Source organism: Clostridia bacterium, from assembly GCA_026414765.1.
Taxonomy (GTDB): domain Bacteria; phylum Bacillota; class Clostridia; order Acetivibrionales; family DSM-27016; genus SKW86.
This window is the reverse complement of record JAOAIJ010000043.1, coordinates 252755-277583: the sequence shown is the minus strand read 5'-3', so window position 1 is coordinate 277583 and position 24829 is coordinate 252755. Positions and strand designations below refer to the sequence as shown.

Here is a 24829-nt window from a genome sequence, read left to right as displayed (position 1 = left end):
ATTTATTCCATCCTCATCACGGTTTTACTCTTCAAATGTACCGGATTTGGAATTATTGAACCGATTATCGGTGTCAGCAACATGTTCTCATACTCTATTGTTACGGATACTTCGTCACCCTTTTTCCTGATGGATTCTGAAGGATAGATAGTAGTTCTTAGCTTTGTTTGCTGCAATGAAACTGTAAGATTGGTCACTACTACTCTGATTTGAACATCCGTCAAACCCACAGCAGCACTTCTTGCGGCTTCCCTGGAAGCATTAGACATGATCAGGTAGTTGTTAAACAGCAATCCAAAGTCTATAATACCCATCAAAATAACTATGATTATTGGTAGTACAAGCGCTGTTTCTACAACCGACTGGCCTCCCTGTTTTTTTCTTTTTAAACAGTACATTACTTCACCTCCAATGAACCTGGTTTGCCTGTAAATTCTAAAAATGCCCTACCTGCTGCCAGATAGGGCATTTTTGCATAGTCATGTCAGCCTCCGAGAGCAGTGACTATAGTCTGGAAGAAGCCTCTGATCTGTGTACCCATAGTTGTTAAAAGAGTAATTACGACAACTGCTATCAAACCAATAATCAAACCGTATTCAACCATACCTTGTCCTTTTTTGTTTCTTGACATAGCTTTCAACATTTTCATCATAAAATTACCACCTTTCACATAAATGATTTTTTCCATTTTCTTTTAATGCTGATTTCTCTTTAGTGGTTAGCGTTAGATTGTTTTATGTTCTTTTAGATGTCATATTGCACTCAGAAAATTAGTAAGAGATGTGAAGAAGTTTGAAACAGCCAGACCCAATGCCGTCAATGATAGTATTACAACCAGTGCTATGAGGGATACTATAAATAAATACTCAACTATCCCCTGTCCCTTTCTTTTCTTTATATATCTCTCCAGATATACGGCAAGTTTCTCTGTCACACAAGCAACCCCTCCTTCATCTGCTCTGTCCTGTTTTGTATCATAGTATAATTATAAAACCATAGAGCTTTTAAAACCATGCGTCAAAATAACTTAATTACATAATATATTTTTCCTAGAAACAAAACGGGAAGTAAGTACTTATAAGTACTTACTTCCCGGGACTTTTTTACTATCAGCCTATGAATATAGTTGACTATTATGTTTATAAACCAAACTGGTTTTCGTGCTTTCAGGTTTTTATGTTATGCTTGAATGCATATATTGCAGCCTGAGTCCTGTCTGATACGTTGAGCTTTTTAAAAATATTCGATACATGGTTTTTTACAGTTTTTTCACTTATGTAAAGTTGTTTTGCAATCTCCTTGTTTATCATACCTTCCGCTATGAGCTCAAGTACTTCAATTTCTCTTGAAGTAAGACTGTTTTCATCATTTTTATCCTTTTCGTGAAGAGTAACCCTGTTAAATTCCTTTACAAGTTCCTTCGTCATATTGGCCTGTATATATGACTGCCCCTGATGTACACTTCTGATAGCTTCTATCAGGACTGAAGGCTCTGCATCTTTCAGCACATAACCTTCCGCTCCCATTTGTATAGTTTTGAACAGGTATTCCCTGTCCTCATGTATTGTTAATACAATTACTTTTGAAGCAAGCTTCTCATCTTTGATTTCCTTTATTGCCTGTAAACCGTTCAATGTAGGCATGTTTATATCCATCAGCACAACATCAGGTTTTTGCTCTTTTGAAAGTCTTACAGCTTCACTTCCGTTTGAAGCCTGCGCCACGACAGTAATATCATCTTCAAGCTCCAGAATTTGCTTCAGCCCCTGTCTGACCATTGAGTGATCATCAGCTATCAAAACCCTTATCTTACTCATGTTTGACCTCCTCTTCCTGCAACAAAGGAATAGTTATGTTTATTCTTGTACCTTTACCCGGCTCAGAATTTATTTTAAACTCTCCGCTTAAAAGATCAATTCTCTCCTTCATGCTGAACAGCCCAAAACCACCGTTTATATCTTCACTTTTGACCTTTAAGTCATCCGTATTAAAGCCTCTCCCGTCATCATAAATATAGAGTTTTAAATCCTTTTCAAAGAATTCAAGGTTTATCACAGCATTTTGTGCAGCAGCGTGCTTTTTTATATTACTCATTGCTTCCTGAACAATTCTGAACACCGTTAAAGCTATAACAGGCCTTATATCATCAAACAAGCCTCTGGTTTTGAAAGCTACCGAAATACCGGTATCCTCCTGAAAGGTCATTATATACCTTTGAAGAGTAGGCACCAACCCAAGGTCATCCAAAGACATAGGTCTTAGATTGTAAATAATCTTCCTTACGTCCTGCAGGCTTTCTCTGACAATCTTTTTAAGATTGTTAAGTTCCACCTTTGCCTTGATAATATCTACATCAATAAGTCTTTCGCATATTTCAGCCTTTAATACGACGTTTGACATGGATTGAGCAGGACCGTCGTGGATATCTCTTGCCACTCTCTGGCGCTCTTCCTCCTGGGCTTTAATAATTCTTAATCCCATTAGCTGCCTTTGCTGGATATCTTCAAGCTGTACGCTCAGTTCCTGCAGATCTCCTGTCAGGTACCCCAATGCCACTCCAACGTGGGTAATGAGGTTGTCCGCCTTCTGTACTGTCTTATAGGATTCCTTTATCCTCACTTCAAGGTCATTCCGGCGCTTAATAAAAAACTGCTCCTGTTCACGTTTTACTGCCAACTCTATACGAAGGTTATCGGCTTTTTCATAAGCCTCCTTTAGCTCTTCCTGACTATATCTTTCATAGTTTTTATTTACCAGCAGCAGTTTTCTTTTGCTCTCCTTCAACTCAGCTTCAATGACTTCAACGTTTTCTATAAGTTCTTTAACCTGAGTTTTCAGCTGATTCAACTCTTCTTCAAGCCTCTTGCACTCTTTTCTGGCACCTTCGGCTATATCAAAAATTTCACTTTTTGATGAATTTATCGCTTCAATAGTTTTTTTTACTATCTTATCAAGTTTTACCACATCAAGCTTGTGACTAGTCATTTTTTACCTCACATTGAAAGCAAGAAGTTTCTATCCCTTATTACACTCTCTTCTCCGACCATATTATACAGAATATTACAGACTTAAACCGGCAGTTCCATATATATTTCGCGTAATATCGGCAAAAATATGGTGTAGCTGCAATAATTAAATTTTATTTTGGATTTATATAATAGATAAAACCGGATATATCAGAATACGTACTTATGAAATAAACTGAGTATTCCGCCAACTCTTACAAAAAGGTTATGAAACCCAGAGTTGATAGCAATAAGTATTATTCTGCATAAAAGTATATAATTCCTTTGTAACATTATACCATAGATATTTTCTTATGAAAATCGGAATATTATACATATAGTCAAAACATAAAAATATAAGAATTCTTAAAATTTACAGTTGACAAGTAGCACCTTTGCTCTTATAATATAAAAGTGTCCGAGAGAGATAAGCGCCATTAGCTCAGTTGGTAGAGCACCTGACTCTTAATCAGGGTGTCCTGGGTTCGAGTCCCCGATGGCGCACCAAAGAAATGAAGGCTTCCAAGATTATACTTGGAAGTCTTTTTTCGTGTTTTGGGGACAAAGTCTAAAAATTCTCTTAAGTATGCTTATTTGCTAAACCTGTAACACTTTATATATATCACCATTAATTTTATTATCAAAATACTGCTTAATCTCAAAAAAAGATTTCCATTTTGGAATAGTTAATTCATTAAAGCCCCTTCTTAATACAACATCAACAAGTCTTTTTTCAATAATATTTTACTTTAACTCTATTTTTTCTGGAAACGCTATCTTTCTAGATATATTCCACATCTTATCGATATAAGCCGTTGTGTATTTCTGTTCTAAATAATGATATATATATGCTGCCTTATTAGTTAAGTAGTACGTATTATTTTCTTTAATTAACAAACCTAATTTTTTTGCAATAAAAAACTCTATGCCAAACATTTTTGTGATCGGCTTACCTATTAGTCTTTCAAAAGCGTCTCCGTTTATATGAAGGCTATATGCACTCCAGAAAAGATAGTAAACCGCTCTCTGTCTTTTAGTAAAATTAAGAGTTAAAGCTGTAGGCAAATTATTACTGTAAACACGATTAATATATTCCTGTACAGAAAATGTGTTGATCTTAAAGATGTCTTGTAAGAGTGTTGTAGCTGATACACCAAATCCTAAAAATGTATCTCTTGTAACTGATGAATATTTTCCTGTTTTACTTTTTGCGAATGTCCATACGGAAGTTCGGTTAATTTCCGGCTTTGAACACAACTCGTTTAGGTATTCAAGCATAACTCTTTTTTCTTTATGAGATAATGGTTTATACTCATTATTTGCAAATGTAAAATCTATAAATGGATACGTTGAGATTTGGGTTGCTCCACATCTAAAAGCTGTCTCAATATCGTTTTTAAGCGTTTGTTTGTCTTGACCTGGAATTCCAAAAATCAAATCCATGTCAATAACTGAAAAGCTATATTTCTTTAATAAACTAAGTTTTTCCTCAATCCCTATATGTTTTCTCCCCAATTTTTGTAAACATTCTTCATTAAATGATTGTACTCCGATACTCACCATAGAAACACCTGCATTTTGCAACTTACCTAATATCTCGTCAGTTACTTCATCTGGGTGAATTTCAACTCCTACACCATCATTGATTTCAAAATATTCTTTAAGCTTTTGAATAATTTCAGAAAGGCTATCTATTAATAATGTAGGCGTTCCGCCCCCGAAATAGAGACTCGTCACAGCTTTTTTCCCGCGCATGCCTTTACAAACCAAATCTATTTCTTTCATTAATGTATCTTTATACCTTAAAGCTAATTTTTCATCATACAGTTCTTTGCAATATGGGCAAAAACTACAAATTGATTTACAAAAAGGTATATGGACATATAGTCCCAAATTTTTCATACTCGCAAAATTTAGCTGGTTAGAATATCTGCCTTTAAAAGTAAACGCTTTAAATGACCTAGTCAACAGAATTCTTAATAATGAAGTTAATAACATTTCAATTCCCCTAAATATATTTTAGATATGTTCTTAGCATATCGATAATAACGTTGATATTTCCGTCAAAAACCATTGCATATTCAGCAGCAAAAAAGTAGCCGCATTTTTCACACAATCCCTCTATATCCACACACCTGCCGCAGATATACTGTTTGCCGTCTTCGATAACCAAACATTGATAGCAGGGAGTGCGGAAGCTATTATTGACTATGTATTTGAAGGCACTTTTGAGGTTAAAGATAGGATAACCCTGTTTGATTAAGCATTCAATACGTTTACATGCATTTTTCTTTTCTTCTACACTTAAGCACAAGTATTCCGTATTAGGGTATGGAGTATGGAAGTTAAATGAAACAGCCCTTATGTTCTTCTGCTCCCTTGAAATCCGGCTTACTTCTTCTATATCGTTAAAGTTTATTTTGTTAATTGCCATATACAAGCATATATTATTTGAGGTCGCATTGCTAATATTGTTTATTATTTTGTCATACGTATCCCCTCTTATCCTGTTATGGTTTTCTTTTGCTCCATCTAAACTTAGAAGTACTAAATCTGCCTCAGGCAAATCAATTTTGAATGTTCCGTTTGTAACAACATTTACGATAAGAAACCCTATTTTTTTTGCCTCAACCACTAAATCTCTGATGTTTTTCCCATCATCTTCCCAGAGAAAGGTTTCACCCCCACAAAAAAATAATATTCGTATTCCTTGTTTATGAAGCATATGCATTTCTTGAACAATGCTTTTATATGGATATATTTTGCAATTGATGTTATTAACTGCACAGTGTTTACATGTCAAATTACATTTATCTGTAAGTATAATTGTGGCAAGGATTGGTTTCCTTTTCTTAAATAGAATAGTAGTTGTTCCAAACAAAGCGAACTTTATGAATGAACTCGCCTTTATATTGATTCCCCCTTCTTGTAAAGTGGCTTTAAATCCTTTTCTCTTTAGCATTTTTTTAGTTAAGTAATAAATCCCAAGAACTCTAATCTCGGGATTTATTATTACGCTAAATGTGTTATATCAAATTTCTACATAATTTTCAATATTTCTGCCGGAAAATATAATGAATCTAAGTTTTGCGCCAAGATAATATCGTGGTTTCACATTTACTCCAGATGGAACCAATCCCTCCAATAATCAGTAGCATCAAAAATCTTTTCATCTTCTTTATCAAGCTTAGTAGGATTATCAGGAAATCTTACATTATACCCAAGTTTAGATAAAATATTATTTGCTGTCGGAATCAGCTCAAACCATATTTTATACTCTTCACCTGGGCGTCTCCGTAAACGCAGAGCAAAAAGCTCGCCTTCATATAGCTTTTTAAACAAATATGTACTGGCTAATATTATCGAAAATTCATGGTAATTTCTTTCCAGATACAGTGTAATAAGGGCTTGTTTAATTGAAACCCATAAGTAGTCCAATCTGCTGTCCTTTTTTAGCACTTTTATTATTCTTGTATTTACAATGATAATATCTTCAATATCCCCTTCTATAGCAGCGATTTTATTTCCTACAATCAAATCTATGTAGTTGGTTTCTTTTAGCATCCTCCAGAAATCAATGTCTTTATTTCTGAAATCTTTCAGAACATCAATAATAAAATCTTCAGTAAGGATTTCTTTTAATTTTTTATCAATCTCTGAAGAATTTTTTACCCATTTTATTGATGTCCGCTGATGCTTCCTACTAAAAATTACCTTTTCTATATCATGTGATAAAATAAGCTTTTCTTTAATGTTTTCATATAGATCCAAAACAACAGGATTTATTTCCGGTGTAAACAGTTCTGGCGCATTCTTAATTAAGAAATCATTTATACTCATTTCCTTACCAATATCCCTTGATATAGTTCCCAGATTATCAACCAGCCTTGATTCAATAGTCCAAAATGAGCCCATATCCATTAATTCGTTCAAAGATACCAGTTTTCTATTTACATTATATCCGTTCTTCTCTTTCTCAACCTGTTCTATAACTACCAGTGGCAGATCTTCAAGCAATTTTTCCAGATATTCCACTATTTCCTGTTCCGAAGTACATTCTATAATGGACATATATACAAAATACCCTGCTGAAGATGCTTGGGATAATGGATTGTTACTATGACCTGATATCCTCCTGACTTCGTCAGCAACATGCCTAAAAAGCAACTTTGCACAGTTTTTCGCTACTGAATAGTATTCATCGTCATACTCCAAATCCGAACGAGAAACAGTTGTTCTTAGTTTTGAATTACCTCTTATCGACAATATTGCACAAATCTTTCCTTCATCAAATCCTGGCAATTCATCAGAAACCCTTATACCTTCAACGCACACAGCAGGAGTACTATTAGCACTACTAATACTTCCGGAAACTACTGTTTTCTCAGGATAATGCCCTTTTAGAGTAGTAAAGGCTAATTCAAAAACTTTTTCGCCTTTGTTTTCGTCATAACTTACTATATCATATCTTGACTCGATACCTTCCTTATGAATAAATTTCTCCGGGTAAAAATGCTTCAATGCATCTTGTAGGCATCTAAATCCTATATTTTCTTCCGGTTTATCCAGTTCTCTATAAACAACTTCACACTCAGGCAAAATTATCCAGTATTTCAATATTTCGTGTATGCTTCTACTGCTTAAGTCGATTGAAGGACGTATTTTTAGCTTGATTCTTGTTCCATGTGGTTCAATGTCTTCCAGTTCCTTTGCGCCTTTAAGTAGAGGCTTCAAAAGATAATTTGCATGTACCGAACGCATTTTTATCCGATGCCCGGAGGAATTTTTGCACGTGATTATTTCTATATCGTCCGATATCATAAAACATGTTAATATTCCGATGCCAAATCTTGAAATAGGTGAAAAATCGCTATTCTGGCTTAGAAAAACAGGGTTGTTATAGAAAGAGGAGCCTACACGCATTAAATGGTATTTTATTACGTCTTCATCCATTCCAATACCATTGTCCTTAATTACCAATTCCCTTTCTGACGGGTTCCATTCTACCTGAACTCTTCCCATAACAGGAGTATCCTTCTTATCAATTGTGATTTTCTTATCCAGGTAGAATTGATACCTTACAGCATCAATGGCGTTCTGCATCAGCTCTCTGATTGCAACCATAGGATCGTTATACAATGTATGTCCGACAAGAAGGTCTAACAACTTACCCCTGTCTAACTCAAACTTTAACGGTTGAGGAGAATTTCCTTCAACACTAATGTCACCTTCAATTTTATGCCAAGGAAAGCAATATTCTTTAGCATCTTCAATTTTACTACTGTTTTCTGCCCATCTTTTTGTTTGTTTCAGTTGCTCATCGGCATACGCCAAATACTGTGTTAATGAAAAAAATGGTGTTTCCTCCGAAAAATCTGCCTTAACTACTATGACATGAGTATCAGTATCACTCGGGTTATATTTCTTGCATTTCATATAAACGGCAGTAGTTCCCATATGTGTCTGCCATGCATCTATACCTCTAGGGTCTGATATGTTAATCAGTTTGTACATTGTCGATGGGGTTCTGTCTTTTGTTATATGAAGTAGATCAGCAGTCCTGAGAATCAATGCCGCATATTGAACATTTGCATATTCGTACCGGTTGCTCCCGTATCTTTCATATAGCGGAAATAATTCATAATTATCTAAATTATCACTATCATGGCTTTCACAAACATTTGCTAAGTTTAAAAGAAATCTTTTAGGCAAATTTCTTAGGGAATCTTGTAATTCACAAATCAAAACATTCAGGGAATCACTGTAGAAATAAGAAACCTTTCCTAATATCCATTCCTTAACTCTTAAAGCATGATTCTTTCTGACATATTCCTGATAAAGAAAACACTCTCTCTCATTAGCAGACAGACTTTTTAGCCTCAGTAAGTAATCGACATATTCAACGTTTGATTCAATATCGGATACAAATTTCTTAAAATCTTTATTGCTTTCCCTCTTATAGAATTCATCTTTGCTTACAAACATCCCCAAATCATGCAAGTAAATGGACAATACAATTAATAGCCAATCTACAGGACTCATCTTTTCCTTTGTATTATCAGGAATTAACCAGTCAAGCATTTCTAACATAGAGTTTATGTGCTTCATGTTATGTAAAGTATAGGTAGAGAATAAGTTTTCTACCTTGCCAATCATTTCAACTATACTCTCAATCTTTTCTTTAAGCCCTAGTAATGAAAAACTCTTGAATTCAGGTAAATCCCTTGATAAATCAGCCTTATTTTCTGCAAGAGTAAATAAATTCCGCAATAGCTCCCCCACCTTCCTTTATAATATTTTATATAATTTTCCTTATTTCTACAAGAAAATTTTACATAATATGACCAATATTACTAAATGGTAATTACAGATACTTGCGACCCTATAACGAACCAAAAGCTTGTAACTGTGCAGTTACAAGCTTCTCACATGACACTCCTAAGTACTACTAGTATTTCTTATGTATCCGTTGTCTCACAAAATCTCATTTCCTGAATCTATAAAATCTGACACTTTTTCGATGAGTTTTTCAACATCAAAGGGTTTGATAATATAATATTTTGCTCCAAGGGAAACTGCCCTCTCAATAAAAGTCTCCTGGCTAATTGCAGAAACAACAATAGTCGGAATTTTTTTATTTATCCGCTTCATTTCTTCCAGTAAACCAATACCGTCCAGAACCGGCATGATTATATCCGTTATAACTAAGTCTATATCCATGCTTGCAACGATCTCCAATGCCTCAAGTCCGTTTGAGGCATCAATGATTTTATAGTCAAATACATTATTCAGATGGATTTTTAGCAAATTACGGTATTCTATATTATCATCTACTAACAGGATGGTTTTCTTTGGAGTTATTTTTTCATTGCTTGTCGAAATACCGAGTTTATTTAGAAGCTTCTCCAGATTTATTTTTTCTTTTTCATTTATCAATATACAGTTCCTGTCTCTAATATCAAAAAGAAACCTAGTTATATTATTTACTATATTTTCATGTTCTTTAAATTCTTCAATAAATGGCATTGAGGCGACTTTATCAACAGCATCAATTATTTTGCTATACTCCAAATACTTACCTTTCCAGTACTTGTAATACTCGAAAATCATCTCATCTTCAAAAATATGCGAATCAATGGTAACAATAGGTAATATGCGGTTAGTATAGTATTCATCCTTAAGAAGTTCCATAACTTCATACATACACATTCTTGACTTCAGGTAATGTTCACTGACCAGCATCAAAACATAATCCGATTTCTGAACATTATGCTTCATAAATTCCCTTATACTTTGAGTATATACTAAATCGCGGATATCTCTTACTAAGCTTAACCCGTATTTAATAAACGTTTCATCTATCTCATCAACAATACTTCTGTTTTTATGTGAATATGAAATAAATATTTTCATAAGTATACCTCGCATAAATGTATGCTATATTTTTCTACACTAAATGATAAAATCCCTCCTTGATTTATGTATTTTTCAGATTATTTTACATACTTTTTCCTGTCCTGCCATAACTCTCTGCTCTTTATTTCTTTTCCCCGCCTGAAATGCGCAGCATAGTATTTCCACCTTTTTGAAACTCATAACCTACCTTTTCTTCCTCTACATCATAACCATAGTTTTTATATTTGAAGATGATTTCATTTACATAAGGTGATCTTACCGCATTTACATCTACTAAAGGAAATATCCTGATCTCTTTGGAAACCCGCAGCATTTCACTTATTGATTGCAAATGAAAATCCAGCGACAGATTGTCAGTATACAAAAAAAGAAAATGTGAAGCCAATGACAGCTCAAACTGATTATCCTGAAACGGCAGTACCGGTAATCCCGCAAATACATACCGGCCTTCTTTCCTTCCCTCTTCATAATCTGATAAAAACTCCTTCATAGCCGCCATCCTTACTTCCCCTAGGTCTTCAACAGTTTTAATTTTTGACCATATAAACTTATCCCGGTTTTGTCTGGTCTGGTTAATAACATTATGATATGTTTCTTCAATACGCCGGGCAATATCCTCGCCGCTGAACTGATAAACCGGATCAACCGATATTACCTTTTTTCCTTTTTGTTTCATGCTGCTGTTAAAGCCGGCTGGACCGTCACCACAACCTAAAATGCTCTTATCCAGATCGGATTGAGTTAAGTTGAACATATCGACATATTCCTCAAAAGACCTCCCCCAAGGGACAACTGATTCATATTTGAGTGCCATTTTGCACCTCCAAAATAATTTTTCTCAGATAATAAAAAAACTCTTGCCCTAAAATAGGACAAGAGGTATTTCTCCTGCTCACAAGCCCATTTAATACAAACATCCATATCGTATTTCCATCAGCAGCAACTCTCTGTGATTTCAACCTGTATCTACTCTTCCTGTTCATCATTTTAACCATATTTTAAGCTATTATATGTTAATTTATTCCCAGTGTAAACATCTTTTTTAGAAATAAGAACTTGAGTATCCACCTTTCCAGTTTTCTTTATCTTTAAACTGCAATAACATTATTTCCCAGTATTACATATAGCTGTTTTTTATAATATGGCTGTTGAAGCAAACCGGATTTTATACGATTTGCCCTGTCATGCCCGTAGTTTTACTGCCTTCCGCATCCGTTGATATCCTTTTTTTGAGCCTCTACAGCATATATATTACAGTATTCCTTGTTGCAAAATGGAAAATTTCCAAATTTTATATTATATTTACAATTACTGTGTTATAATAAAGTATATAGATAATTCTGCAATTTTACTGGGGGGAAGTGATACTGATGGATTCATTTTCTATATGGCCAATTTTACTCATAACCATACCGGAAGAATTTTTTGTATTGACAATATGTCTGTCTGTGTCAGGATACAAGGATGTTTTTAATTTCAGAAAGTCGGGGTATGCCGCAAAATTCATTGTAACCATATTGTTGATGACCGCATGCTGTGTCATTTATGTGCTTAACATGGAAGGCTCGAATACAATAAAATTCTTAGTTTTAACATTTATAAACTTAATAATTATAAATGTTTTGTTTAAACATAACATCGCTAAGTACATCGGTGGCTTAATAGTTTCTTCAATTATAATAATTATTGGAGAATCGATATCACTGATTATTTTATCAAAAATCTTTAATTTAGCTGCAAACCAAGTTTATCACAGTATAATATATGTAACACTTCTGACATTACCCACCAGAATACTTCAGATTGGAACACTTTACTGCATTTGTCATTTTAAGAAAATCCATATTGAAGTAAAAAGCCTGACTAAAAGCGAAGTATTATTACTATTACCCTGTATACTAATTATATTAATGTGTATGTATCAGATTGAATATCTTTTTAATATTGAGCAGGTTAAGAGCAACAAAGAAACCATAATATTACTTATAAATGCTTTTATTACTATACTATTTTCTGCTTTTACCGTATTTAGACTTATGCGTATAGAAAAAAAACTATTGTTTGAATCCTATTTATATAACTTTGACCTATCCAGAATTAAGCAGTTAATTGAAGAGGGTAATTCCGGTTATGCAGCAGAATTGATTGACTTAACATTAAAAGAGAGAAAATACTACAGCTAATCACTAAACTAAAAAGGTGGGATAATTATGAAATTTAAATTTCTAAAAACCGTAACAGTTATAATAACACTTATATCAACTACATCAGCACTTTTTACCTGTAGATGGCTCTTCTACCAGCCACGTGAGCCAAAGTGCATTAGACGCCTTAGTTAACAGCAGTGTCATGCCCTCTTCTTTAAATTTCATGTAAGTCCGATTTATTGTATTTAATCTCTCTTGCTTCATAAGTCATTCAATATTACCTGAATTTTATCAATACCCGGCAATTTGAAGGGTGTTTTATGTTATTTGTACTTTTATTTTTTGTGAGCAAAACCATATAAGTAGCCATAAATAGGGTCTTATTCTATTTACGGCTACTTATATGGTTTGTTAGCTTTTATTAAACTATTCTAAAAAGTCGTTTTTGTAACGCTTTTTTTTAGAATTGGAATAGACAATCTAAAGAGTAGGTATCCAACTATACACCCTACAAAATTGAGTAATATGTCATCTACATCCGTAATCTTGTAGGTTGCTCCTATTATAAATGATATCAAAAACTGCAACAGTTCGATAGCAACAGAAGCCAGAAATCCGACTAATGCTACCCTTTTAAAACTAAACAAGCTTTTGAAATTCATAGGGAGCAAGGCTCCCATTGGAATAAAAAGTATAATATTGCCAATTATTTGTCTTATTACCGTATGGGTATTGCCATCTTTAATCATGCCCCCAATACTTTTAAGCGGAACAAAATTATTTTTAAGATAGCGTGTTGTCTTTAAAAATTCTATATCTATAGAGTGTATCGGCAATGGGAACATTGTTACTGATACAACACCCACTATGTAAAAGTAAAATAAAAAGAAAACAATTTGCTTTTTAAAAGGCACCTTTCTCTTTATGCCAATTACTAAAAATGCTACATAAACAACAACAGAAATCAATTGTAATAACAATGCTTTTAACATGAAATTCCCTTTCTAGTAGTTATAGAAGCTTACTGTCGGATTGGATGAGCTTCCTGCAGTTAATGTTACTCCATCGACAGCCTTTGACAACTCTACATAATAGTTACCACTTCCTACATTAGTCCATTTAGCTGTACTTTTAGTGTCTCTATTCATTGTTACTATTCCTATAGTGTCATCAGTGAAAAAATTGGAACGTTTTAGTTTAACAGAATATGTTTTATTAAATGTATGAACAAAAGGCGATGACACAGCAGTTGCTGAAAATCCAATATTCTGTCCATCAAATGAACGCGTTTCACCACGAACATTGCTATCAAATGAAAACCAAGTATCATAACTACTTGCCTGAACAGCAACCATTAACAGTGACGATGTTATTATAACACCCGCAAAAATACCTAATAATTTTCTTTTCATGATAATATCCCCCTTAAGTTTAGTTTAATTATTAGTATTTTCGATTATATCATGTATATATTGTAAAAATTGACATTTTTTTGTCGTTCGCTAAAATAAAAAATTTAGTAATATTTTATGGAGAATAGACTACGAACTTAGCAACTGTATTAAGTAAGTTGATAGTAATAATCCTCTAATTTTTACCCTAGAACTTTTCTTAAAGCCTTGATCAACAAAACACCTGTAATTGCAGGTACTATCTGCCCTATGCAGATGCTTAAAGCCAGCAGCTTATACGGCACAGGCAGCAGGTAGGACAGCCAGAGGGGAACCATAAGCCCCGGCCCGAAAATAATAGGCACCACAATAAACCACTCGTTTAGTTTCATCCTTCTTATCAGATAAACAGCCCCTGATGTAATGATGCCTACTATGGTTCCTCCTATCATATCCAGAGGTCCGAGTCCTCCCATAAGTGTATTGCTCAGGAAGTTTGATATCCCCAAAGGAATGATAAGGAACGGATATTTGTAGCTCAGTGCATACATCGCTGTTGCAATCCTTATCTGATATTGGCCGAAAGCAAAACTCTGGGTTATAAACATTATAACCACATATAACGCTATTATTATAGCAGAAATCGTTAACTTCCTCACAGGCTTCATTTTTTTCTCCATTTCCGGCTCATAATAAATGAATTTGAATAAACTTATTTATCCGTAAAACTTTGCTTGTATCTTACAGGGTCTTCAAACCCTGCATCTCTAAAAGCCTTTATCCTCAACCTGCAGCTGTCGCAGACTCCACAGGCGTATTCATCTCCTCTGTAGCACGTCCAGGTACTGCTGTAATCAACTCCAAGCTTCATTCCAAGCTGTATCTCCTCAAATTTTTTCATATTTATAAAGGGTGCACGTATTGTGATTTTTCTGCCGTGCTCAACTGCACATACGGTACCAAGATTCACGGCTCTTTCCATCTCTTCAATAAACTCTTTTCGGCAGTCTACATAGCCTGAGTAATCAACCTCGCTGACACCGATAAAAATATCCTGTGCTCCTTTCACTTCTGCATATGACGCAGCATAAGCGAGGAATATCATGTTTCTGGCAGGTACATAGGTTACGGGAATACTGCTGCTTTCCGGATTTCCCTGCGGAACTTCGATACCTTTATCGGTAAGGGCAGACCCTCCCCAGGCATCCATATAGGTTTTGATTGTTATATGCTCCTTGACCCCGGCCATTTCAGCCAACCTCACGGCACAATCCAATTCTCTGAAGTGCCTCTGCCCATAGTCAAAAGACAACGCATATACTTCATACCCCTCCTGCTTTGCCAGATACAACACGGTAGCCGAGTCTAGCCCCCCCGACAGTAAAACAACAGCTTTTTCCATTACTGCTTCTTCCTTTCCATGTAATTGCAGCAGCCTATAGCCCCGTTAAATTGGGGATCGTAAAGAATAACAATTTCGTCATAATCATTTTTCAGGTATTCTGCAAGGGCATTGTTCCTTGCTACTCCACCCGACATTACAAGACTTTTACCGCTGAATTTTTTTAGCAGCGGCCTTAGCCGTTTATAAAGCGAGTAGTTAACCCCGGCGCAAAGCTGTTCGGTTTTATATCCTTCTGCTATCCTTCCGATCAGTTCCGACTCTGAGAAAACAGAACAGGTGGAATTCAGTTCTACAGGATTTTGATAATGTCCGGACATTTCGTCAAGGCTTATCTCAAGCACTGCCGCCATGTTTTCCAGGTATCTTCCGCAAGAAGCAGCACATTTTTCATTCAGTTCCAAATCCGTTATGATGCCTTTTTCCACTTTTACCACTTTCACATCCTGACCGCCTATATCCAAAAGGATAAAGTCCTTTAATCCGGTCTGGAATAACGCGCCATACACGTGGGCCTTTATTTCGTTGATGGCTTTAAACATGCCGATATCTGTATTATTTCTTCCGTACCCGGTTGAAACAGCAGCTTCTATCCCCCGTACATCAAGCTTGTTCATATCAACCTCAAGCTTTCCCCTGTATGTACAGAAGTCCCTGTAAAACATCATGGTACTGATTTTGTTCCTGTAAATTATATTTTGAGCATCCATTACTACGATTTTGACTTCTCTGCTTCCCAAATCAATCCCCAGTACTTTCAAACTGCAACCTCCTTCATATCCGACAGCATATCCAGAAAGGCCTCAAGTCTTAACTTTGTCCTGGACTCAAGGCAATTTGACTTGTCACCCTCAATAGTCAGAACAGGAATATCCAAATGCCTTTTTATTACAATGTCCTCTATTGCTCTGTGGCAAAACGCCTGAGTATAGTGGATAATTCCATCCAGCTTTCTTATTTTTATCTGTTTTTTTATTTCCCGCAGCCGGAAACTCATGTCATAAGGATAGGTATAATCAAAATACTGCCCGTAAATGTCTTTTGCTTCCGCCGCCCTTGGAAAAGCAAATTCTCTCTGCACCTCATTAAAAACAAAGCGTGAATTGAACTTTTCCACATATTCATAAATATCACAGGTCATTGGAGGCACTCCGATAAAGCCAAGACGGATTGTTTCCTCTCTGAGAGGCCTTTTCACTATCTCCGATATTCTTTTTTCAAGCATACGGGAACATCTGGAAATATCACTGCCGAAATCACTAAGCACAACCTGACAGATGTGGTTTTCAAAGCCGGTAGCTTTATTGTGTATATGAGTAAGCTCATCAATAACTTTTGCATACTGTCTGATGTCATTCAAATGCCTGCGTACAGCTTCCACCTGTTCTAAAGATACGCCAAACATCTCCATAAAACTGTTGATTGCCAGAGTGACATCACTTAATGTATGGCTGTGGGGATAAGAAAAAGCCTTAAGCTTGATACCCCTGCCTTTGAGAACCTCCAACAGCGCTCTGGTGTTTGAACAGTCCCCTTCCACAACTCCCACTACCTCATCTATTCCATTCTTTATGCAGGCGCCGTATATACCTTTTATCCATGCGCATGAGCTTTTGGGAAAGCCCTCCCTCTCCGCACAGTCTATATATTGGCCATACGACTCAGACGATATGAAAAGATTGTTTAGATCAATTACTTTATATCCTGCTGCTATCAGCACCTCAACCGGTACTGTTGTGGTAATCCCTATGGTTTTCATCAATATCACCTCCGCAAAGCAAGACGATTTTTTATACAACAAAAAAAAGGGCATACGCCCCCTATAAACAAAATAAGCTATCTTACCGATAGCGAGTCCGTAGTTTTGTTTATAGACAGGATGGTTTCGAACTGTCTTATTTAACTGTACTATTGTTAAATATAACATGTTCCTGTTTTACATGTCAATTCAAAATCTATGTAACTGCTATCAGATTTAACCAATAATAATCCCTATGTAAATACCACTATTAGGACTCACTACAGTCATATGGTTTAGACACACTGACATTAGTTTTTTAACTTGTGCTTATTCAGAACTTATACAGATACCATTTGCAGGTACTTATCTCGTACTTCAGTTCATACACCTTTTCAACCCCCTCTATTTCGCTTTGGCATCTGTAGATAAGCATCTTGTTCCCGGCCAGCTTCTCTTCACTGCTCTGTGTGATACTATCCACCTTTATAGTAATTAACTCCTTGCTGTCATCCTTGATTTGAAACCTTATAGGGGTAACTGCTCCGTTTTCATTTGACATGCATATCATTTTTATTGGCTTCATATATACCTTCATCTGCTACACCACCTATTACATATCCTACTACTAATATATTACAGAACACATGTTCGTATTCTATTATATATGGGAAATTACTTCTTGTAAAGTTAAGCTTTTCTAAACAAAATGAGCAGAACCTCAAAAAAACGGCATATTTACCCCATATTTTAAAATAAATGTTTGCACGAACACGTGTTCGGGGTTATAATATTATATATGAGGTGGAAAACTTATGAGTAAAAGGATTATATTCCACATAGATGTAAATAGCGCTTTTTTATCCTGGTCAGCAGTTCATGCACTTCAGCATGGCGCCACTATTGATTTTCGCGAAATACCGAGTATTGTAGGGGGAAATCAAGAAACGCGTCATGGGATTGTCCTTGCAAAAAGCATTCCTGCTAAAAAATTTAAAATACAAACCGGAGAGCCTGTTATTCAGGCTAAAAGGAAGTGCCCCAACCTGGTTATAGTTCCCCCTGATTACCTCCTCTATATGCAATGCTCAAGTGCAATGCTGGAAATCTTACGGGAATACAGCGACCGGATACAAATTTTCAGTATAGACGAATGTTTTTTAGACTATACCGGTATGGAAAAGATTTTGGGAGATCCTATCCAGACAGCCTATATAATAAAGGAGCGTATTAGAAGTGAATTAGGCTACAGCGTCAATATCGGAATATCTAGTAATAAGCTGCTGGCTAAAATGGGAGGAGATTTGGTAAAACCGAATAAAGTTATAACCTGCTTCCCGGAAGAAATGCAAACAAAGCTTTGGCCATTACCTGTTGAAGACTTATATATGTGCGGAAGGCAAACCGCACCCAAACTTCATTCAATGGGTATCTATACAATTGGAGATCTCGCAAATTCTGACTTGCAGCAGTTGCAATATAAGCTGAAATCATGGGGAATTATGTTATGGCAGTATGCAAATGGCATAGAAGACTCAGAAGTTACCCCGGGTGGTTCCATACCATATATAAAAGGAATAGGAAATGGTACTACTATACATTTTGATGTAGAAGACAGAGAAACAGCCTACAAGGTTTTGCTATCACTTACAGAAATGGTAGCAATGAGGTTAAGGCATGGGGGGTTCTGCTGCAGGCTCGTATCTGTAAGCATGAGGACTAATGAACTGCTTTCATACTCACACCAAAAAAAGTTGTATGTGCCCACTGACTGTACTAACCAAATATACCATGAGGCATGCAGGCTTTTTGACAAAGCATGGAAAGGGCAGCCCATAAGGCACCTTGGTGTGCGTGTAAGCGACCTCTGTACCAATGAATTCGTCCAGCTTTCACTGCTTGAAAACAATTTTGAAAAGCAAAGGAAAATAGACAGGACTATTGATAACTTAAGGATAAAATTCGGTACCAAATCTGTATTTAGGTCCACATTCCTACACTCCAGGCTATCTCCCATAACCGGCGGAATTACTGAAGAAAACAATTTTGTAATGAGTTCTATCCTATAAAATATAACATCCAAAAGCATATAATAGATTAGCTGGCAACTGCATGGTATCTTTATTGTTTGTCAAAAACTGGGGTACCTGTTTCTTTTTTGTGCAGGCAATATGGATAATTCCTCCCTGTACTTTGAAACTGTCCGCCTTGCAATCTTAATTCCTTTTTCCTCCAGTAATCTTCTTATCTGCTCATCACTTAAAGGTCTGGACTTATTCTCAGCTATAATAATTCTTTTAATCATATTCTTTACTCCGCTAGAAGATAAACTTTCGTCTAATGCAGAAGAAAAAAAGAATCTTAACTCATACACTCCCATTGGAGTTTGTATATACTTGCCATTCACAGTTCTGCTGACAGTAGATTCATGTACTCCTACACTATCAGCAACCATCTTCATAGTCAAAGGTTTCAGGAAGTTACAGCCCTTCAAAAAAAATTCCCTCTGATGCGTAACTATAAAGTCAGTAATATCCAATATGGTCTTTCTTCTTTTTTCTATGGCGCGAACAATGTCCAATGCCTTTGAAAGTCTGGCTTTTATATAACTGGTAATATCACTGCTAACCGGCTCTGACTTCAAAAGGCTTATATAACTGCGATTAATCCTGAGCGAAGGAGAATTATCATTTAAAAACATTACCGAAAATTCACTATTAATATTACGTACTTCAAGTTCAGGTTTTATATATTCAATTTTTCCTGCACTAAACCCAACACCTGGTTTAGGGCTTAGCGTTCTGATTATATTATGAATCCCGATTACTTCTTCGATGGAAACACCTAATGTTTTAGAAATCAAGGTATACTTTCTTTCACTGATTGCTGCCAGATGATTCATTATGATACTTCTTATCAAGCTGTTATCGATTTCTTTATCTCTAAGCTGGATTAAAAGACATTCTTCAAGATTCCTTGCACCTATTCCTGAAGGCTCCATATTCTGAACGCATTTTAGCCCGGCTTTCATATCAATTTCAGAAACCCTTATTATTCCAGCTGACCTCTTAATACTTAATTTGAAATATCCCTGTTCATCAATACTTTCAATTATATATGCAGCCGCTTTTCTAATTTGAGGTTCCAATTTCAACTCCTTTAACTGCATCATCAAGTACTCTTTTAGCAGAATTCCACTTTTAAAGTAAGCTGAAAACTCCGGTTTGCTTTGCGGATTAATATCATCATAATCATCTGATTCACAATCATTTGCATTTAACTCTATAAAATTTTCAACCTCATCACCATGCTCTTCCTCTTCAAGCAGCGGATTATCAACCATTGCATCCTCAATATACTGCTCAAGCTCAATAGCAGACATCTGAAGTATTTGTAACTCTTCCATTATTTTAGGTGTCATATGAAGTTGTTGACTTTGATTTATTTGATTGTCTAAAAAAACATCCATTCCAATCACCTAATTTCCATGCTATCATGTATTTGATAGTATGATATAACTCTGATGTGAAGATTTAATGAAGAATAGAAAATTGTAATATGTTAATGATTTCTACTTGAATTGATTTTATTTTGAAAATAGAAAACTAAGGATATTTCACCTTAGTTTCTATATAAATTAACTGGCACAAGAGGTTAAATTACTTCTCCTCTGAGAAAGTCAGCTTTAAAATAATTTTGACTCCATCCCTTACAACAGCTGCGTCTACTGTATCTCCTGCCTTATATCTCTTCTTTATTGCATCAAGGTCTTTCATCGTCTTTACTTCCTTCCCTGCAATACTTACCAGGATATCTCCTTTTTCAAGTCCTGCTTTATCCGCTCCACTGCCGGCAGTAACTTCCATGATGTAAACCCCAACAGGTAAGTCGTATTGAGATGCAAGTACTTCTGTAATCTCCTTCCCTGATATTCCGATGAGAGGCCTGCCTTTTACATATCCGAACATCACCAACTGATCCACTATGGGTTTTGCATCATTTATAGGTATAGCAAACCCTAATCCTTCAACCCCTGCTTCCGATATCTTTATGGTGTTTATTCCTATAACCTGTCCTTGAGAATTCACCAGTGCTCCACCACTGTTTCCAGGATTTATGGCTGCATCAGTCTGGATGAGGCTCATTGTCTTATCTTCAGTTTCTACTACTCTATTCAAAGCGCTTACTACTCCAACCGTTACAGATCCTGCAAACTCCATTCCCAAAGGATTTCCTATTGCAATTGCCGTTTCTCCTACTTCCAGTTTTGATGAATTCCCAAGTTCTGCAACAGGAAGGTTATCCAGCTCAATCTTTATAACTGCTAAATCATTCTTACTGTCCCCACCGATGAATTTGGCTTTAGCCTGCCGCTTGTCAGGTAAAAAAACTTCCAGTGTAGTATTCTTGCTTGTCCGCAGCTTAGTATCTGCATACTGAACCACGTGGTAGTTTGTCATTATGTATCCATCCTCGCTGATGATTACACCTGAGCCTTCAGCTTTCGATCCGCCGAGTCCATTGCTTAAGTATCCTGTCTGCTGGTTAGCAACCGTCATTCGTATCCCTACGATTGACGGTCCTACCTTCTTAGCTATTTCAGTTACAGGAGACCCTTTTGCAAGTGCAGTCTTAACTATATTTTTATTTTCTATTTCAGCATTAGTGTTATTCACATTAGATACTATCCCTGCTTTCTGAATTAAAGCAGTTTGCTTTTTCAATTCATTTGAAAATTTCGTAAAGAGCACGCCTCCTACTGCTGCACTGGTGACCATAGCTGTTGTCAGCACTAAAGCTATATATGTTTTGAAGCCGGATTTCCTGCTTTGTCTTTCGTACCTCGGTCTTGCGTACACTGAATTTTGTTTTTCGAAATCTTTGTTCTCATCCAGATTTATAACAGTATACTCATCATTATTCAAAAAGAACTTATCATCCATAATAAACACCCCTTTGTATTTGTTTATCTCATATCTTTATATTAGAAGGATTTTATGGAGATTTAATGAAGAATATTTGAATAATATGTGAAAAAACTTTTAAGAATATATGAAATATGCTAGAATCCTACTGATACCGGACTTTTTCCGGTATGAAAGATTGATCGAAAGGAATAGCTAACAAATGTTTGTCCAATATACTGCAGAATTTCTAGAAAGGTTAGGCATATTTGCTATCCTCGGAAGCATTGCATTGAGCACTATAATTGCCGTCATTGGTATACTTCCCTCATTCTTTGTTACAGGTGCTAACATATTAACTTTCGGACCATACTGGGGTTTCTTTATTTCCTGGAGTGGAGAAGTGATCGGAGCTTGGGTTTCATTTCACCTATATAGGATGGGATTGAAGGATATGGCTGGAAGTATTGGCAAAAAGCATTCCCTGCTCGACATAATAATATCATCCGGTGGAATTAAAGCTGGCTTGCTGATATTTCAAGGCAGGCTTATACCTTTTATACCTTCAGGGTTTGTAACTCTTGCAGGTGCTATATCCAATGTCAGCTATCCCATATTTATAATTGCATCCGCTCTAGGCAAACTCCCATCCATCGCATTGGAGTCTCTTATAAATAATGACATTATCAACTTCAATGGCAATTGGCTCAGACTCTCCATTACTCTTGTTTCAATCATTATAATTACAATTCTTCTGAAAAGGAATGATAAGGCTCATTAATAACAGTATCAGGTAACTTTCCCGGTCCCATCTCTTGAGCACTTCAAATGTTTTACAATATCCATCATGAGGTTTGTTTCCAATTCTACAGTCAATCCTGCTTTCTCCAGATTATCAACCGTATTCCTGTTTATATTTGCACCTACTATCCTTACTACCACAGGATTAAGTATATCCATAAAAAAACCTATAAAAGGTTTCTTGCTTCTGACATGCTCAAGCATTATGATTTTCCCATCCTTTTTACAAACCCTTCGTATCTCTCCCAGACCCTTTACCGGATCAGGAACCGAGCAAAATACACAAGTAGTCATCACTGTGTCAAAGGTTTCATCCGGAAAATCCAGTTTCTGAACATCCATTAGCCGTAAATCGACCTTTCTTCCAAGCTTTTCGACCTTATGTCTGGCCCTCTCCAGCATTTTCTCACTGAAATCTATGGCTATAATCTCTGCATCCTTGGGGTAATACTGAATATTTTTTCCTGTCCCCACACCTACTTCAAGTACCTTACCCTTGGCCTCTTCCCATATCATTTTTCTCCACTCTCCCATCTTGCCGCCTTCCATCATCTTTTCTGTCATATCAAAAAAACCGGCTGCTCTGTTGTATCTCTTCCTGATTTTTTCTGTTTTATTTTCCATGTCAATCTTCCCTTCACTATTATTCTTACCTCAGACAATATTTCTCAGATCATACGTACTAATAAGAAAAACAAGGTAATGTTACTTTCTTACCTTGCTTTCATCAATATTCCAGCCTATTTTCGTGTTTCTTGCTTGTTTATAGTCCCACTAAAATCATCCCTCAACAAACCAAATCCGGGTTACTGCAAGAATAGTTTACGTTATCATTCCTTTATCGTTATGCCGTTCGGCCCTTTACCTACAGCTACAGTGCCTACCACAGTATTTGATGATGTATCGACCACCGAGACGCTATTTGCTCCTGTATTTGTTATAAATACATTCTTTCCATCCTTTGATACTACTGCTCCGTGAGATTTAGAGGCTGCAGGAATTGTAGCAGTGACTTCAAGGGTTGCAGTATTTATTACGCTGACATTTGAAGTTCCTGTATTTGCAACATATACATATTTTCCATCGGGAGTGACAAAATTTTGCACCGGATTTCCGCCTACTGCTATAAGTTTCTTAACCTCTAGTGTAGAAACATCTATAACATCAACTCTATTCTCATCACCGATAGTCACAAATACCAGCTTGCTATCAGGGGTAACGGCAACCTGAGTAGGCATTTTACCCACTTTTATTGTTTTACTTACCTTATTTGCCGAAACATCAATCACCGATATATTATTTGAGTTTGAATTAGCTACAAATATATACTTCCCATCTGGTGACATCCTTAAGCCATGTGGCATCTGTCCAACAGGAATTTTAGCAGTCACTTTACCACTTGCCAGGTCAACAACATATACATTTCCCTTAGTATCAGAGCCACCCATATGAGCATCTCCGCTTTTCATCCCAGCGCTTTCAGCCATCTCGCCTACAGTGACATACGCTTTCTTGGAATCAGGTGAAAAAATGATGTGACTTGGCCCCTCGCCGACTTTTATAGTTTTAGTAACTGTATTCGTCTTCGTATCTATGGCAGATATTGAATTGCTTTTATTTTCTACAACATAAACAAAATTACCATCAGGTGTAACCTGTACATTATGCGGACTCTGTCCGACTGGTACAGTAACAGTAGTCTGCATGGTAGCCATGTTTATGACAGATACTGACGAGTCGTCCTCATTTGCAGTATACACATAATATTCGGTCATATTCCCCATAGGCCTCTGTGCTGTGTTTTGCTGCGGCGTTTGTTGAGTTTGGGCGGAATCAGTATTGTTTTGCTGCGGGGATTGCTGAAGTGTCCTGGGGTTACAGGCTGTGATAGTTATTGTTGATAATAAAGTAACAAGTAACATTTGTGTCGATTTTTTCATAGCAATTCCTCCGATTGAATTTTTCAAACTTATTATTTGCTACTTTAAAAAAAATAACCGCCATGCACACATAAGGTTTATTGAC

General features: G+C 36.1%; 25 protein-coding genes and 1 tRNA gene. 5 read left to right on the top strand and 21 right to left on the bottom strand.

Going from position 1 to position 24829, the window contains the following annotated elements:
- Positions 1-2 precede the first annotated feature (2 nt).
- From N3I35_17510 to N3I35_17490, 5 genes are all read right to left on the bottom strand, one after another.
- The gene (locus N3I35_17510) at positions 3-398 is read right to left on the bottom strand and encodes a pilus assembly protein (protein ID MCX8131880.1); all 396 of its coding nucleotides are present in this window, start codon (positions 396-398) and stop codon (positions 3-5) included.
- An 86-nt stretch (positions 399-484) separates the two neighbouring features.
- Positions 485-652 carry a Flp family type IVb pilin gene (locus N3I35_17505; protein MCX8131879.1) on the bottom strand — a complete coding sequence of 56 codons (168 nt, stop codon included), beginning with the start codon at positions 650-652 and terminating at the stop codon, positions 485-487.
- A 99-nt stretch (positions 653-751) separates the two neighbouring features.
- A complete protein-coding gene (locus tag N3I35_17500) occupies positions 752-934 on the bottom strand; it encodes a Flp family type IVb pilin (protein ID MCX8131878.1) in 183 nt (60 codons plus the stop codon).
- A 232-nt stretch (positions 935-1166) separates the two neighbouring features.
- On the bottom strand, positions 1167-1817 hold the full coding sequence (locus N3I35_17495) for a response regulator transcription factor (GenBank protein ID MCX8131877.1): 651 nt from the start codon (positions 1815-1817) through the stop codon (positions 1167-1169).
- Positions 1810-2985, bottom strand: a complete 1176-nt coding sequence (locus N3I35_17490; protein ID MCX8131876.1) for a sensor histidine kinase — start codon at positions 2983-2985, stop codon at positions 1810-1812. Before N3I35_17490 ends, N3I35_17495 begins: the two co-directional genes overlap by 8 nt.
- A 451-nt stretch (positions 2986-3436) precedes the next feature.
- On the opposite strand from N3I35_17490, the gene N3I35_17485 reads away from it, so the two are divergent.
- Positions 3437-3512 (top strand) — tRNA-Lys (locus N3I35_17485).
- Positions 3513-3749: 237 nt separating this feature from the next.
- On the opposite strand, the gene N3I35_17480 is transcribed toward N3I35_17485, so the two are convergent.
- The 5 genes from N3I35_17480 to N3I35_17460 all read right to left on the bottom strand — a co-directional run bounded on the left by N3I35_17480 (position 3750) and on the right by N3I35_17460 (position 11235).
- Positions 3750-5003: a radical SAM protein gene (locus N3I35_17480; GenBank protein MCX8131875.1), complete on the bottom strand. Its 1254-nt coding sequence runs from the start codon at positions 5001-5003 to the stop codon at positions 3750-3752.
- Between the two features lie 10 nt (positions 5004-5013).
- Positions 5014-5916, bottom strand: coding sequence for a radical SAM protein (locus N3I35_17475; protein MCX8131874.1), 903 nt, complete (start codon positions 5914-5916; stop codon positions 5014-5016).
- Positions 5917-6122: 206 nt separating this feature from the next.
- On the bottom strand, positions 6123-9275 hold the full coding sequence (locus tag N3I35_17470) for an ATP-binding protein (protein ID MCX8131873.1): 3153 nt from the start codon (positions 9273-9275) through the stop codon (positions 6123-6125).
- Positions 9276-9479: 204 nt separating this feature from the next.
- Positions 9480-10418 (bottom strand): response regulator, encoded by a 939-nt coding sequence (locus N3I35_17465; protein MCX8131872.1) that lies wholly within the window; start codon positions 10416-10418, stop codon positions 9480-9482.
- 124 nt (positions 10419-10542) lie between these two features.
- Positions 10543-11235: an SAM-dependent methyltransferase gene (locus N3I35_17460; protein ID MCX8131871.1), complete on the bottom strand. Its 693-nt coding sequence runs from the start codon at positions 11233-11235 to the stop codon at positions 10543-10545.
- Positions 11236-11791: 556 nt separating this feature from the next.
- Here N3I35_17460 and N3I35_17455 point away from each other — a divergent pair.
- Positions 11792-12604, top strand: coding sequence for a hypothetical protein (locus N3I35_17455; GenBank protein MCX8131870.1), 813 nt, complete (start codon positions 11792-11794; stop codon positions 12602-12604).
- A gap of 27 nt (positions 12605-12631) precedes the next feature.
- A complete protein-coding gene (locus N3I35_17450; protein MCX8131869.1) occupies positions 12632-12760 on the top strand; it encodes a cyclic lactone autoinducer peptide in 129 nt (42 codons plus the stop codon).
- A 239-nt stretch (positions 12761-12999) separates the two neighbouring features.
- On the opposite strand, the gene N3I35_17445 is transcribed toward N3I35_17450, so the two are convergent.
- From N3I35_17445 to N3I35_17415, 7 genes are all read right to left on the bottom strand, one after another.
- Positions 13000-13560, bottom strand: a complete 561-nt coding sequence (locus tag N3I35_17445; GenBank protein ID MCX8131868.1) for a VanZ family protein — start codon at positions 13558-13560, stop codon at positions 13000-13002.
- A gap of 12 nt (positions 13561-13572) precedes the next feature.
- A complete protein-coding gene (locus tag N3I35_17440; GenBank protein MCX8131867.1) occupies positions 13573-13980 on the bottom strand; it encodes a hypothetical protein in 408 nt (135 codons plus the stop codon).
- A 182-nt stretch (positions 13981-14162) separates the two neighbouring features.
- Entirely contained in the window at positions 14163-14627 is a 465-nt protein-coding gene (locus N3I35_17435; GenBank protein MCX8131866.1) for a QueT transporter family protein, read from the bottom strand.
- Between the two features lie 44 nt (positions 14628-14671).
- Positions 14672-15361, bottom strand: a complete 690-nt coding sequence (gene queC / locus N3I35_17430; protein MCX8131865.1) for a 7-cyano-7-deazaguanine synthase QueC — start codon at positions 15359-15361, stop codon at positions 14672-14674.
- Positions 15361-16122, bottom strand: coding sequence for an acyl-CoA dehydratase activase (locus N3I35_17425; GenBank protein MCX8131864.1), 762 nt, complete (start codon positions 16120-16122; stop codon positions 15361-15363). The genes queC and N3I35_17425 overlap by 1 nt, the downstream gene beginning before the upstream one ends.
- The gene (locus N3I35_17420; GenBank protein ID MCX8131863.1) at positions 16119-17120 is read right to left on the bottom strand and encodes a 2-hydroxyacyl-CoA dehydratase; all 1002 of its coding nucleotides are present in this window, start codon (positions 17118-17120) and stop codon (positions 16119-16121) included. Before N3I35_17420 ends, N3I35_17425 begins: the two co-directional genes overlap by 4 nt.
- A gap of 313 nt (positions 17121-17433) precedes the next feature.
- On the bottom strand, positions 17434-17697 hold the full coding sequence (locus N3I35_17415) for a hypothetical protein (protein ID MCX8131862.1): 264 nt from the start codon (positions 17695-17697) through the stop codon (positions 17434-17436).
- Positions 17698-17914: 217 nt separating this feature from the next.
- On the opposite strand from N3I35_17415, the gene N3I35_17410 reads away from it, so the two are divergent.
- A complete protein-coding gene (locus N3I35_17410; GenBank protein MCX8131861.1) occupies positions 17915-19168 on the top strand; it encodes a DNA polymerase IV in 1254 nt (417 codons plus the stop codon).
- Positions 19169-19230: 62 nt separating this feature from the next.
- Here the strand turns inward: N3I35_17410 and rpoN are convergent, their stop codons facing one another.
- Both rpoN and N3I35_17400 read right to left on the bottom strand, forming a co-directional pair.
- Positions 19231-20568 carry an RNA polymerase factor sigma-54 gene (gene rpoN / locus N3I35_17405; protein MCX8131860.1) on the bottom strand — a complete coding sequence of 446 codons (1338 nt, stop codon included), beginning with the start codon at positions 20566-20568 and terminating at the stop codon, positions 19231-19233.
- Positions 20569-20758: 190 nt separating this feature from the next.
- On the bottom strand, positions 20759-22042 hold the full coding sequence (locus N3I35_17400) for a trypsin-like peptidase domain-containing protein (GenBank protein ID MCX8131859.1): 1284 nt from the start codon (positions 22040-22042) through the stop codon (positions 20759-20761).
- A gap of 184 nt (positions 22043-22226) precedes the next feature.
- Between N3I35_17400 and N3I35_17395 the strand changes: the two genes are divergently transcribed.
- Positions 22227-22784 carry a VTT domain-containing protein gene (locus tag N3I35_17395; GenBank protein ID MCX8131858.1) on the top strand — a complete coding sequence of 186 codons (558 nt, stop codon included), beginning with the start codon at positions 22227-22229 and terminating at the stop codon, positions 22782-22784.
- A gap of 8 nt (positions 22785-22792) precedes the next feature.
- On the opposite strand, the gene N3I35_17390 is transcribed toward N3I35_17395, so the two are convergent.
- Both N3I35_17390 and N3I35_17385 read right to left on the bottom strand, forming a co-directional pair.
- Positions 22793-23428: a class I SAM-dependent methyltransferase gene (locus tag N3I35_17390; GenBank protein MCX8131857.1), complete on the bottom strand. Its 636-nt coding sequence runs from the start codon at positions 23426-23428 to the stop codon at positions 22793-22795.
- A 206-nt stretch (positions 23429-23634) separates the two neighbouring features.
- Positions 23635-24744, bottom strand: a complete 1110-nt coding sequence (locus N3I35_17385; GenBank protein ID MCX8131856.1) for a beta-propeller fold lactonase family protein — start codon at positions 24742-24744, stop codon at positions 23635-23637.
- Between the last annotated feature and the right edge of the window lie 85 nt (positions 24745-24829).